This is a genomic window from Pseudomonas sp. MF06569 (genome assembly GCF_059862735.1).
Genome location: NZ_JCBCUZ010000002.1, coordinates 87,023 through 99,847 on the forward strand (window position 1 = coordinate 87,023; position 12,825 = coordinate 99,847).

9 protein-coding genes are annotated in these 12,825 nt (G+C 58.5%); 7 read left to right on the forward strand and 2 right to left on the reverse strand.

The genetic code is table 11. From position 1 onward, the window contains the following. Nucleotide 1: 1 nt before the first annotated feature. On the reverse strand, nucleotides 2–538 hold the full coding sequence (gene rloA, locus AC19YQ_RS02745) for a retropepsin-like aspartic peptidase RloA (RefSeq protein ID WP_133075714.1): 537 nt from the start codon (nucleotides 536–538) through the stop codon (nucleotides 2–4). Nucleotides 539–819: 281 nt separating this feature from the next. Here rloA and AC19YQ_RS02750 point away from each other — a divergent pair, with 281 nt between their 5' ends. The 6 genes from AC19YQ_RS02750 to prpD all read left to right on the forward strand — a co-directional run bounded on the left by AC19YQ_RS02750 (nucleotide 820) and on the right by prpD (nucleotide 9,320). Then, nucleotides 820–1,542 (forward strand): GntR family transcriptional regulator, encoded by a 723-nt coding sequence (locus tag AC19YQ_RS02750; RefSeq protein WP_133075713.1) that lies wholly within the window; start codon nucleotides 820–822, stop codon nucleotides 1,540–1,542. Then, on the forward strand, nucleotides 1,539–2,426 hold the full coding sequence (gene prpB, locus AC19YQ_RS02755) for a methylisocitrate lyase (RefSeq protein WP_133075712.1): 888 nt from the start codon (nucleotides 1,539–1,541) through the stop codon (nucleotides 2,424–2,426). Before AC19YQ_RS02750 ends, prpB begins: the two co-directional genes overlap by 4 nt. A gap of 160 nt (nucleotides 2,427–2,586) precedes the next feature. Further along, nucleotides 2,587–3,714, forward strand: a complete 1,128-nt coding sequence (gene prpC / locus AC19YQ_RS02760) for a bifunctional 2-methylcitrate synthase/citrate synthase (protein WP_326425647.1) — start codon at nucleotides 2,587–2,589, stop codon at nucleotides 3,712–3,714. Nucleotides 3,715–3,872: 158 nt separating this feature from the next. Continuing rightward, complete coding sequence (acnD, locus tag AC19YQ_RS02765; protein WP_500594534.1) at nucleotides 3,873–6,464, forward strand: Fe/S-dependent 2-methylisocitrate dehydratase AcnD; 2,592 nt, start codon at nucleotides 3,873–3,875, stop codon at nucleotides 6,462–6,464. Between the two features lie 47 nt (nucleotides 6,465–6,511). After that, on the forward strand, nucleotides 6,512–7,702 hold the full coding sequence (gene prpF / locus AC19YQ_RS02770; RefSeq protein WP_500594535.1) for a 2-methylaconitate cis-trans isomerase PrpF: 1,191 nt from the start codon (nucleotides 6,512–6,514) through the stop codon (nucleotides 7,700–7,702). A 133-nt stretch (nucleotides 7,703–7,835) separates the two neighbouring features. Continuing rightward, nucleotides 7,836–9,320: a 2-methylcitrate dehydratase gene (gene prpD / locus AC19YQ_RS02775; RefSeq protein WP_500594536.1), complete on the forward strand. Its 1,485-nt coding sequence runs from the start codon at nucleotides 7,836–7,838 to the stop codon at nucleotides 9,318–9,320. A 105-nt stretch (nucleotides 9,321–9,425) separates the two neighbouring features. Here prpD and ppsR read toward each other — a convergent pair whose 3' ends face one another. Continuing rightward, nucleotides 9,426–10,244 (reverse strand): posphoenolpyruvate synthetase regulatory kinase/phosphorylase PpsR, encoded by an 819-nt coding sequence (ppsR, locus tag AC19YQ_RS02780; RefSeq protein WP_133075707.1) that lies wholly within the window; start codon nucleotides 10,242–10,244, stop codon nucleotides 9,426–9,428. A 176-nt stretch (nucleotides 10,245–10,420) separates the two neighbouring features. On the opposite strand from ppsR, the gene ppsA reads away from it, so the two are divergent. Continuing rightward, the gene (ppsA, locus tag AC19YQ_RS02785; RefSeq protein WP_500594537.1) at nucleotides 10,421–12,796 is read left to right on the forward strand and encodes a phosphoenolpyruvate synthase; all 2,376 of its coding nucleotides are present in this window, start codon (nucleotides 10,421–10,423) and stop codon (nucleotides 12,794–12,796) included. Nucleotides 12,797–12,825: the final 29 nt, after the last annotated feature.

Here is a 12,825-nt window from a genome sequence, read left to right on the forward strand (position 1 = left end):
ATTACTCTGCGGTTTGAGCGTTAGCGGCGCAGGCAGGTTTGCCAGCAGCATATTTAAGACTTGGGTCAACCAGCGCATCAAAGCGTTTCAACGCTTCGGAGCCGATCAGCAGCGGGTATTGGAACGCACTTCTATCGGTCAAGTTCACTTCGATGGTGCGTAAAGCCTTGCCCATGCAGATTTCCAGGGAAATGACCGGGCGTGAGGTGTAGTTCTTGTCGGCCTGCGGGTCGTAGTCGCCAGAGCGGCGCTTGATCTTGCTGACCCGGGCCAGCGGGCGTTCGATGGGGTGCGAGTGAGCATCATCGATGGCCAGGTAAAAGCGTACCCAGCTCTCTCCGTCACGCTTGAAACGCTTGATGTCCCGTGCGCTGAGAGACGCGGTCTTGGCGCCGGTGTCGAGTTTGGCAGCCACCTGCAAGTTGATGCCTGCGAGTTCGGCGTATTCATTGAGGCCGTACACTGTTTTTTCGGCGCCAAGGCTCAAGCCCGGTACGCACAGCAGGCAAGCGAGGATGTAGATGGTGGGAAATTTCATAAATCGGGGCACGTCTCTTGCAATCTTCAGTTCAAGGCACTGGCAGTACAGAGCAAGTTTCCTCGTGCGGCTGCCCGGTGGATGAGGGCAGGGCTGATGCGGTCGGCATTCTAACATGATGGTTTTATGGCGCCAGCGCCGGGGTGCTTTGAACCGGGGGCAAGTCCTGTCGATTAAACCAAGGTCGTATTAGACGATTGTCGACAATATCTATTTATTCTTTGACTCCTTGCGGCTAAATGGCTAATTTTGGCGCTATTGATTTGCAAGGTGTCGACAATATGCTGCAAGCACTGGAACCTGTCCCGATCACCCAAGACGACTCGGAAACCCTCTCCGAGAACGTGTTTCGGCGTATTCAGGCGGCTATTGTCAAAGGCGAGATCGCCCCGGGCAGCAAGATCTCCGAGCCTGAACTGGCACGCACCTACGGCATCAGCCGTGGGCCATTACGTGAAGCCATTCATCGTCTTGAAGGCCAGCGTTTGCTGGTACGCATCCCCCATGTAGGTGCGCGGGTCGTGTCGCTGAGCCACGCCGAGCTGATCGAACTCTACGAAATTCGCGAGTCCCTTGAAGGCATGGCCTGTCGTCTGGCCGCCGAGCGCATGAGCGATGAAGACATCGCCGACTTGCGCCGGGTGCTCGAAACCCATGAGCGCGATGAAGCGTTTCAGGCGGGTGTCGGCTACTACCAGCAGGAAGGCGACTTCGATTTTCATTACAAGATCATTCAGGGCAGCGGAAACCGCACCCTGACGCAAATGCTCTGCGGCGAGTTGTATCAATTGGTGCGCATGTACCGCATCCAGTTTTCAACGACGCCCAATCGCCCGCATCAGGCGTTTGCCGAGCATCACCGCATTCTCGATGCCATTGCCGATCGCGACGGCGAACTGGCCGAGTTGTTGATGCGCCGACATATCGGCGCCTCGAAACGCAATATTGCGCGTCACTACCAAGACGACGCCCAGCAGACAGCCACTCCACGAGGTGAGTCATGAGCAATAAGAACAGTCCAGGCCAGCGTTTCCGTGATGCAGTCGCCAGCGAACATCCCTTGCAAGTGGTGGGCGCAATCAACGCCAACCACGCGTTGCTGGCCAAGCGTGCCGGTTTCAAGGCGATCTACCTGTCGGGTGGCGGCGTCGCTGCCGGGTCCTTGGGCGTGCCGGACTTGGGTATTACCGGCCTGGACGATGTATTGACCGATGTTCGCCGCATTACCGATGTATGCGACCTGCCGCTGCTGGTGGATGTGGACACCGGTTTCGGCTCCTCATTCTTTAACGTGTCGCGCACCGTGAAGTCGATGATCAAGTTTGGCGCGGCGGCGATTCATATCGAAGACCAGGTTGGCGCCAAGCGTTGCGGCCATCGCCCAAACAAGGAAATCGTCTCGCTGCAAGAGATGGTCGACCGTATCAAGGCCGCCGTCGATGCCCGCACCGATGACAGCTTTGTGATCATGGCGCGTACCGATGCACTGGCCGTTGAAGGTCTGGAGTCTGCCCTGGAGCGTGCAGCGGCCTGCGTTGAAGCGGGCGCGGACATGGTGTTCCCCGAAGCCATCACCGAACTGGACATGTACAAGCTGTTCGCCAACCGGGTGAAGGCGCCGATTCTGGCCAACATCACCGAGTTCGGCGCGACACCGCTGTACACCACAGAGCAGCTGGCTGGCGCTGATGTCTCGCTGGTGCTGTACCCGCTGTCGGCATTCCGGGCGATGAACAAGGCGGCAGAAAACGTCTACACCGCCATCCGCCGCGACGGTACCCAGCAAAACGTGATCGACACCATGCAAACCCGCATGGAGCTATACGACGCCATCAACTATCACGAGTTCGAACAGAAGCTCGATGCGTTGTTTGCCTCAAAGAAATAACAAGACGCTGTGATCCTGTGGGAGCGGGCTTGCTCGCGACAGGGTCAGCGCAATGATTCAGGCAAGCCGTGTTGCCTGAATCGCGAGCAAGCCCGCTCCCACCTGTACATTGAATAAAGAACTTGCCGAATCCCTAACAAATTCAAGATTGGAGAGCGCAATGGCCGAAGCAAAAGTATTGAGTGGTGCCGGATTACGCGGCCAGGTTGCCGGGCAAACAGCCCTGTCCACCGTAGGTCAAGAAGGTGCGGGCCTCACTTATCGTGGTTATGACGTACGTGAACTGGCAGCTGATGCCCGCTTCGAAGAAGTGGCTTACCTGCTGCTGTACGGCGAACTGCCAAGCCAAACCGAGCTGGCTGCCTATACGGCCAAGCTGCAAAAGCTGCGTGATTTGCCTCAGGCATTGAAAGAGGTGCTGGAACGCATCCCTGCCGACGCCCACCCGATGGACGTGATGCGCACCGGTTGCTCTTTCCTGGGCAATATCGAGCCGGAGAAGGACTTTTCCGAGCAGCACGACAAAACCGACCGTCTGCTGGCAGCCTTCCCGGCGATCATGTGCTACTGGTACCGCTTCAGCCACGACGGCAAGCGCATCAACTGCGTAACCGACGAAGAGTCCATCGGCGGCCACTTCCTGCACTTGCTGCACGACAAGAAACCGAGCGAGTTGCACGTCAAAGTGATGAACGTGTCGCTGATTCTCTATGCCGAGCACGAATTCAACGCTTCGACCTTTACCGCACGGGTTTGCGCATCGACCTTGTCCGACCTGTATTCGTGCATCACGGCGGCCATCGGCTCGCTGCGCGGCCCGTTGCACGGTGGTGCAAACGAAGCAGCGATGGAAATGATCGAGCGCTTCGGCTCGGCGCAAGAAGCGGTCGAAGGCACCCTCGGTATGCTGGCGCGCAAGGACAAGATCATGGGCTTTGGCCACGCGATCTACAAAGACAGCGACCCGCGTAACGAAGTGATCAAGGGCTGGTCGAAAAAACTGGCTGACGAAGTGGGCGACACCGTGCTGTTTCCGGTCTCCGAAGCCATCGACAAGACCATGTGGGAGCAAAAGAAGCTGTTCCCCAACGCCGATTTCTACCATGCCTCGGCGTACCACTTCATGGGAATCCCGACCAAGCTGTTCACCCCGATCTTTGTCTGCTCACGCCTGACCGGCTGGGCGGCGCATGTGTTCGAGCAGCGTGCCAATAACCGCATCATCCGTCCGAGCGCCGAGTACATCGGCGTAGAACAGCGCAAGTTCGTGCCAATCGAACGTCGCTGATCAAGCAGGCAGAGAGCCGACTGAAGGGTGGGAGCGGGCTTGCCCGCGATGGAATCAACGCGGTTTGACTGATAAACCCAGCGTCGGCATCGCGAGCAAGCCCGCTCCCACATGAGTCCTTTGCCCTTTTGTAACTACCGTGATCGAGTCCTGCGCCAATGAATACTGAATTTCGCAAAACACTACCGGGCACCCGGCTGGATTATTTCGACACCCGTGAGGCAGTCGACGCGATCAAGCCCGGTGCTTACGACACACTGCCTTATACCTCCCGCGTACTGGCCGAAAACCTGGTTCGCCGCTGCGATCCTGCCACCCTGAATGCATCGCTGAGCCAGTTGATTGATCGCAAGCGCGATCTCGACTTTCCATGGTTCCCGGCACGTGTGGTGTGCCACGACATTCTGGGCCAGACCGCGCTGGTCGACCTTGCCGGCCTGCGTGACGCCATCGCCTTGCAGGGCGGTGATCCGGCTCAGGTCAATCCGGTCGTGCCGACCCAGTTGATCGTTGACCACTCGCTGGCTGTCGAGTGCGGTGGTTACGACCCCGAGGCGTTCGAAAAGAACCGCGCCATCGAGGACCGTCGTAACGAAGACCGTTTCCACTTCATCGAGTGGACCAAAAAAGCGTTCAAAAACGTCGATGTGATCCCGCCGGGCAACGGCATCATGCACCAGATCAACCTGGAAAAAATGTCTCCGGTGATCCAGGTGCGCGACGGTGTGGCATTCCCGGATACCTGTGTGGGCACAGACAGCCACACGCCTCACGTGGATTCATTGGGCGTCATCGCCATCGGGGTGGGCGGCCTTGAAGCCGAAAGCGTGATGCTTGGCCGTGCGTCGTGGATGCGCTTGCCGGAAATCGTCGGCGTGGAGCTGACCGGCAAGCTGCAGCCGGGCATTACCGCCACCGATATGGTGCTGGCGCTGACCGAGTTCCTGCGCAAGCAAAAAGTAGTGGGTGCCTGGCTGGAGTTCTTCGGCGAAGGCGCTGCGGCACTCACCCTGGGCGATCGCGCGACGATCTCCAACATGGCCCCGGAATACGGCGCCACGGCCGCGATGTTCTACATCGACCAGCAAACCATCGACTACCTCAAACTGACTGGCCGTGAAGACCAGCAAGTGCAGTTGGTGGAGAACTACGCCAAGGTCAGCGGCCTGTGGGCAGACAGCCTCAAGGGCGCGCAATACGAGCGCAACCTGAGCTTTGACCTGTCATCGGTCGTGCGCAACATGGCTGGCCCGAGCAACCCTCACGCCCGTGTGGCCACCACTGACCTTGCCGCGAAGGGCATTGCCGGACAGTGGGACGAAGTGCCAGGGCAAATGCCCGACGGTGCGGTCATCATCGCGGCCATTACCAGTTGCACCAACACCAGCAACCCGCGCAACGTGATTGCGGCGGGGCTGATGGCGCGCAACGCCAACAAGCTCGGCTTGAGCCGCAAACCGTGGGTCAAGACCTCTCTGGCACCGGGCTCCAAAACCGTTGCCCTTTACCTCGATGAAGCCGGTTTGACTCACGAACTGGAAAAATTGGGCTTTGGTGTCGTGGCGTTTGCCTGCACGACCTGCAACGGCATGTCCGGTGCGCTGGACCCTGCCATTCAGCAGGAAATCATCGACCGCGACCTGTACGCCACTGCCGTACTGTCGGGTAACCGCAATTTTGACGGGCGTATTCACCCTTACGCCAAACAGGCGTTCTTGGCCTCCCCGCCGTTGGTGGTGGCCTACGCGATTGCCGGAACCATCCGTTTTGATATCGAAAAAGATGTGCTGGGCCTGGATGCCCAAGGCAAGGAAATCCGCCTGAAAGATATCTGGCCCAGCGACGAAGAAATCGACGCGGTGGTCAAGGCAGCGGTCAAGCCCGAGCAGTTCCGTCAGGTTTACATCCCGATGTTTGCCATTCATGAAGACACCGGCCCGAAAGTCGAGCCGCTGTATGACTGGCGCCCGCAAAGTACTTACATCCGTCGTCCGCCCTATTGGGAAGGTGCATTGGCCGGTGCGCGTCCACTCAAAGGCATGCGCCCGCTGGCGGTGCTGCCGGACAACATCACCACTGACCATTTGTCGCCGTCCAACGCCATCATGCTCGACAGCGCCGCGGGTGAATACCTGGCGAAAATGGGCTTGCCGGAAGTCGACTTCAACTCCTATGCGACTCACCGTGGCGACCACCTGACCGCACAGCGGGCAACCTTCGCCAACCCGAAACTGTTCAACGAGATGGTGATCGAGGACGGCAAGGTCAAACAGGGTTCGCTGACCCGTCTCGAGCCGGAAGGCCAAGTGATGCGCATGTGGGAAGCCATCGAGACCTACATGGACCGCAAGCAGCCGCTGATCATCATCGCCGGTGCCGACTATGGCCAGGGCTCGTCCCGCGACTGGGCTGCCAAAGGTGTGCGTCTGGCGGGTGTCGAGGCCATTGCTGCCGAAGGCTTTGAGCGTATTCACCGCACCAACCTGGTGGGTATGGGTGTATTGCCGCTGGAGTTCATGCCGGGTACCAACCGTAAAACCCTGCAGATCGACGGCAGTGAAATTTACGATGTGATCGGCGAGCGCACCCCGCGAGCCACCCTGACACTGGTGATCACCCGCAAAAATGGCGAGCGCGTCGAAGTCCCCGTGACCTGCCGCCTGGATACCGCTGAAGAGGTCTCGATCTATGAGGCGGGTGGCGTGTTGCAGCGCTTTGCCCAGGACTTCCTGGAATCAGCCACCGTTTGATCACTGCGCCGGGGTCACGCGCCCCGGCCTCAACAGGACTGTGTGTTATGGCCTATGCAGCGCAAATCAGAATTCCCGCGACTTATATGCGTGGCGGCACCAGCAAGGGCGTGTTCTTCAGCCTCCTGGACCTGCCTGCCGCGGCTCAGGTGCCGGGTGCAGCCCGTGATGCCTTGCTGCTGCGAGTGATCGGCAGCCCCGACCCGTACGAAAAGCAGATCGACGGCATGGGGGCTGCCACCTCCAGCACCAGCAAGACCGTGATCGTGAGCAAAAGCCTGCACGCCGATCACGACGTGGATTACCTGTTCGGCCAGGTCGCCATCGACAAGCCATTTGTGGACTGGAGCGGCAACTGCGGCAATCTGTCGGCGGCCGTGGGTTCGTTCGCCGTCAGTAGTGGTTTGGTGGATGCGGCACGCATTCCCGATAACGGCACGGCCGTGGTGCGTATCTGGCAGGCCAATATCGGCAAGACCATCATTGCCCATGTGCCGATCACCGACGGTGCCGTGCAGGAAACCGGCGATTTCGAGCTGGATGGCGTGACCTTTCCGGCGGCTGAAGTTCAGCTGGAGTTTCTCAATCCGGCAGCGGATGAAGAGGGGGCGGGCGGCTCGATGTTCCCGACCGGCCATCTGGTGGATGACCTTGAAGTACCAGGTGTGGGCACCTTGAACGTGACGATGATCAATGCCGGGATCCCGACGATTTTCGTTAACGCACGGGACATTGGCTACACCGGTGCGGAGCTGCAAAACGACATCAACAGTGACCCAAAAGCCCTGGCCATGTTCGAAACCATCCGCGCCCACGGTGCATTGCGCATGGGACTGATCGACACACTTGAAGACGCCGCCAAGCGTCAGCACACGCCCAAGGTCGCCTTTGTTGCGCCGCCTGCGGCGTATGTGTCGTCCAGTGGCAAGCCGGTGGCTGCGCAGGATGTGGACTTGCTGGTACGGGCCTTGTCGATGGGCAAATTGCACCACGCGATGATGGGAACCGCAGCCGTTGCCATTGGTACGGCTGCGGCGATTCCGGGCACGCTGGTCAATCTGGCGGCGGGTGGTGAATTGCGCAGTGCCGTGCGTTTCGGCCATCCCTCGGGCACCTTGCGTGTGGGTGCGCAGGCGCGCCAGGTCAACGGCGAATGGACCGTGACCAAAGCCATCATGAGCCGCAGTGCGCGGGTGTTGATGGAAGGCTGGGTGCGGGTGCCGGGCGACTCGTTCTAAACCCGGTGGGGGCGGGCTTGCCCGCTCCCACTGACTGACATCAGTATTTCAGAGCAGGCATTCAGATCTGCCAGGCAACGACCCTGACCCTGAGGATGGAACACGACACCTACCCACTCTTTGGAGACACCCCATGAGCGCCAACGTCGACCTCAACAACCGCCCCGACTATGACCGGGTTTTGCAGGACATTGCTGATTACGTCCTGACCTACACCATCACCTCCCCCGAAGCCCTGAATACTGCGCGTAACTGCCTGATGGACACCCTGGGCTGCGGCCTGCTGGCGCTGCGTTTTCCTGAGTGCACCAAGCACTTGGGCCCCATCGTAGAGGGCACCGTGGTGCCGTTTGGCGCTCGCGTGCCGGGTACGTCGTATCGTCTCGACCCGGTCAAGGCAGCGTGGGACATCGGCTGCATCGTGCGTTGGCTGGATTACAACGACACCTGGCTGGCGGCTGAGTGGGGTCATCCTTCGGACAATCTGGGCGGCATCCTGGCGGTGGCCGATCACCTGTCGCAAAAGCGTATCGCCCAGGGTGAAACGCCGCTGACGGTACGGGCTGTGCTGGAAGCCATGATCATGGCTCACGAGATTCAGGGGGTGATTGCCCTGGAAAACTCCTTCAACCGTGTCGGGCTGGATCATGTGTTGCTGGTCAAGGTCGCTTCCACAGCGGTATGCGCCAAGTTGATGGGCGCCAATCGCGAACAGTTGCTGTCGGCGCTGTCCCACGCATTTGTGGATGGGCAGGCGCTGCGCACTTATCGCCATGCGCCGAATGCGGGGTCGCGAAAGTCCTGGGCGGCAGGGGATGCGTCGAGCCGTGGCGTGCGTCTTGCCGATATTGCGCTGCGTGGCGAGATGGGCGTTCCCGGCGTACTCACGGCACCGCAGTGGGGTTTTTATGATGTGCTGTTCAGCCATACCAACAAGGATCTGGCGCTCAAGCCCGAAGGTCGGCGCGAGTTCAGCCTGAGTCAGCCTTACGGCACCTATGTGATGGAAAACGTGCTGTTCAAGATCAGTTTTCCGGCTGAGTTCCATGCGCAAACCGCATGCGAAGCTGCAGTGACACTGCATCCGCAGGTCAAGGATCGGCTGCATGAAATCGAAAAAATTGTGATTACAACCCATGAATCAGCGATTCGGATCATTTCCAAGCAAGGCAAATTGGCCAACGCAGCTGATCGCGATCACTGCATTCAATACATGACTGCAGTGCCGCTGGCTTTTGGCAACCTGGTAGCGGAGCAATACGAAGATGACTTCCACGCCGCGAACCCGATCATCGATCAGTTACGGGAAAAAATGGTAGTGGTCGAAGACCCGCGCTACACACGTGAATACCTGGAGGCTGACAAGCGCTCGATTGCCAATGGGATTCAGGTGTTTTTCAGAGATGGCACCCATACCGGGCACGTGGTGGTGGAGTACCCGATTGGCCATCGTCGGCGTCGTGCAGAAGGTATTCCGTTACTGGAAGACAAGTTCAAGGCCAATCTGGCGACGCGCTTTGCAGGCCAGCGTTGTACCGAGATTTTTGCGCTGTGCAAGGATCAGGCAGCGCTGGAAGCAATGCCGGTTAACAAGTTTGTGGATTTACTGGTGATCTAGGGTTTTGTAGTCGCTGCCGAAGGCTGCGATAAGGGCCGAATGACCTTGAGGGTCGCTTCGCAACCCATCGCAGCCTGCGGCAGCGACTACAGGTTGATGCAGAACTTACTTGAACCGGCGCTCCACGCCTTTTTCGACCAGGATCTTGGCCGAGATTTCTTCAACCGAGAAATGCGTGGAGTTGATGTGCGGGATGTTTTCGCGCTGGAACAGGCGTTCGACTTCTCGGACTTCAAATTCGCACTGGGCAAAACTGGAGTAGCGGCTGTTGGGCTTGCGTTCGTTGCGAATGGCAGTCAAACGGTCCGGATCGATCGTCAGGCCGAACAGCTTGTGTTTGTGTTCACGCAGGGCCGCAGGCAGCTTGAGGCTTTCCATGTCGTCATCGGTCAGCGGGTAGTTGGCCGCGCGGATACCGAATTGCATGGCCATGTACAGGCATGTAGGGGTTTTGCCGCAGCGCGACACGCCCACCAGAATCAGGTCGGCCTTGTCGTATTTGTGGGTGCGGGCGCCGTCGTCGTTGTCGAGGGCGAAGTTCACCGCCTCGATACGCTCCATGTAGTTGGAGTTGTGGCCAATGGAGTGGGATTTGCCCACCGAATACGAGGAGTGCTCACCCAGTGCCTGCTCCAGCGGGGCCAGGAAGCTGGAGAAGATGTCGATCATGAAACCATTGGACGTGGCGAGGATCTCGCGAATGTCCTGATTGACGATAGTGTCGAAAATTATCGGGCTATAACCGTCTTTTTCGGCGGCGATATCGATTTGTTGTACCATTGCCCGCGCTTTGTCCACGCTGTCTATATAAGGGCGCGTGAACTTGCTGAAGGTCACATTTTCGAATTGAGCCAACAAACTTTGGCCCAGGGTTTCGGCAGTTATGCCCGTGCCATCGGAGATAAAGAAAGCAGATCGTTTCATTTGCGCCTGGGGCCTTAAGCTGGTGACGATTCTTGGATATGATAGGCGCGCTTTTGTCGCGCTACATGACAGGCAGTGTCACTTATTTTCCGGGTCCAGGCCACAATCGCTGCGATGACTCATGATGAGTATTCAGCGCCCTGAGCTTTTCCAACACAGTTAGTGGAGAGATCACCTTGGTAGAGTACGTAGTTTCCCTCGATAAGCTCGGCGTCCATGATGTAGAGCACGTAGGGGGCAAGAACGCATCCCTCGGCGAGATGATCAGTAATCTTGCAGGCGCTGGTGTTTCAGTTCCAGGTGGCTTCGCCACTACTTCTCAGGCATATCGTGATTTTCTTGAACTGAGCGGTTTGAACGACCAGATCCATGCTGCGCTGGATGCGCTCGATGTTGATGACGTTAATGCCCTGGCCAAAACCGGTGCCCAGATCCGTCAATGGATCATGGAAGCCGAGTTCCCGGAGAAGCTTAACGCCGAAATTCGTACCGCCTTTGCTGCTCTGTCCCAGGGCAATCCGGACATGGCCGTTGCCGTGCGTTCCTCGGCCACCGCCGAAGACTTGCCGGACGCGTCCTTTGCCGGTCAGCAAGAAACCTTCCTGAACATCCGTGGCGTTGAAAACGTGATTCGTGCGGCCAAGGAGGTTTTTGCCTCCCTGTTCAACGACCGTGCGATTTCCTACCGCGTGCATCAGGGCTTTGACCATAAACTGGTCGCTCTGTCGGCCGGCGTACAGCGCATGGTGCGCTCTGAAACTGGCACTGCAGGCGTGATGTTCACCCTGGACACCGAGTCGGGCTTTCGCGATGTAGTGTTCATTACCGGCGCCTACGGCCTGGGTGAAACCGTCGTACAAGGCGCGGTAAACCCGGATGAGTTCTACGTTCACAAGCAAACCCTCGAAGCTGGCCTCCCTGCGATTTTGCGTCGCAACCTGGGCAGCAAAGCCATCAAGATGATCTACGGCGACGAAGCCAAGGCCGGCAAGTCGGTCAAGGTGATCGACGTTGATAAAGCCGACCGCGCACGCTTCTGCCTGACCGACGCTGAAGTCAGCGAACTGGCCAAGCAAGCGATGATCATCGAGAAGCACTACAAGTGCCCGATGGACATCGAGTGGGCCAAAGACGGCGATGACGGCAAGCTGTACATCGTTCAGGCTCGCCCTGAAACCGTGAAGAGCCGCAGCGCCGGCAATGTCATGGAGCGCTACCTGCTCAAGGAAACCGGTACCGTACTGGCTGAAGGCCGTGCCATTGGCCAGCGTATTGGCGCGGGCAAGGTTCGCATCATCAAGGACGTGTCGGAAATGGACAAAGTCCAGCCAGGCGACGTGCTTGTATCGGACATGACCGACCCGGACTGGGAACCCGTGATGAAGCGCGCAAGCGCCATCGTGACCAACCGTGGCGGTCGTACCTGCCATGCGGCGATCATCGCTCGCGAACTGGGTATTCCGGCCGTGGTGGGTTGCGGCAACGCCACCCAACTGCTGAAAGACGGCCAGGGCGTTACCGTGTCGTGTGCTGAAGGCGATACCGGGTTCATCTTCGAAGGCGAACTGGGCTTCGACATCAAGAAGAACTCCGTGGATGCCATGCCGGATCTGCCGTTCAAAATCATGATGAACGTCGGCAACCCGGACCGCGCCTTTGACTTCGCACAGCTGCCGAACGCCGGTGTGGGCCTGGCCCGCCTGGAGTTCATCATCAACCGCATGATCGGTGTGCACCCTAAAGCGCTGCTGAACTACGATGGCCTGCCTCAGGAAATCAAGGACAGCGTCGACAAGCGCATTGCGGGCTACAACGATCCGGTTGGTTTCTATGTAGAGAAGCTGGTTGAAGGCATCAGCACCTTGGCTGGCGCGTTCACACCGAAGAAAGTGATTGTGCGTCTGTCGGACTTCAAGTCCAACGAATACGCGAATTTGATTGGCGGCAAACTGTACGAGCCGGAAGAAGAAAACCCGATGCTGGGCTTCCGCGGTGCTTCGCGTTACATCAGCGAAAACTTCCGTGATTGCTTTGAACTCGAGTGCCGTGCGCTCAAGCGTGTGCGCAACGAGATGGGCTTTACCAACGTCGAAATCATGGTGCCGTTCGTACGTACCCTGGGTGAAGCGAGCCAGGTCATCGACCTGCTGGCTGAAAACGGCCTAAAACGCGGCGAAAACGGCCTGCGCATCATCATGATGTGCGAACTGCCGTCCAACGCGATTCTGGCTGAAGAGTTCCTCGAGTTCTTCGACGGTTTCTCCATTGGCTCCAACGACCTGACTCAGCTCACCCTGGGCCTGGACCGCGACTCGGGTGTGATCGCGCACCTGTTTGACGAGCGCAACCCTGCCGTCAAAAAGCTGCTGTCCAACGCCATTCAGGCGTGCAACAAGGCTGGCAAATACATCGGTATTTGCGGTCAGGGCCCATCCGATCACCCGGATCTGGCGCTGTGGTTGATGGAGCAGGGCATCGAAAGCGTGTCGCTGAACCCGGACTCCGTGCTGGAAACCTGGTTCTTCCTGGCAGAAGGCCAAGCTCAGGCTTGAGTCGTTGAGCGAGGAGCAGGGTAGCCGTC

Excerpts from the sequence above, each read along its gene's own strand:
- acnD (WP_500594534.1), top strand. The coding sequence starts at position 3,873 with ATGAATACTGAATTTCGCAAAACACTACCGGGCACCCGGCTGGATTAT.
- rloA (WP_133075714.1), bottom strand. The coding sequence starts at position 538 with ATGAAATTTCCCACCATCTACATCCTCGCTTGCCTGCTGTGCGTACCG.
- AC19YQ_RS02750 (WP_133075713.1), top strand. The coding sequence starts at position 820 with ATGCTGCAAGCACTGGAACCTGTCCCGATCACCCAAGACGACTCGGAA.
- prpF (WP_500594535.1), top strand. The coding sequence starts at position 6,512 with ATGGCCTATGCAGCGCAAATCAGAATTCCCGCGACTTATATGCGTGGC.
- prpC (WP_326425647.1), top strand. The coding sequence starts at position 2,587 with ATGGCCGAAGCAAAAGTATTGAGTGGTGCCGGATTACGCGGCCAGGTT.
- prpD (WP_500594536.1), top strand. The coding sequence starts at position 7,836 with ATGAGCGCCAACGTCGACCTCAACAACCGCCCCGACTATGACCGGGTT.
- ppsR (WP_133075707.1), bottom strand. The coding sequence starts at position 10,244 with ATGAAACGATCTGCTTTCTTTATCTCCGATGGCACGGGCATAACTGCC.
- prpB (WP_133075712.1), top strand. The coding sequence starts at position 1,539 with ATGAGCAATAAGAACAGTCCAGGCCAGCGTTTCCGTGATGCAGTCGCC.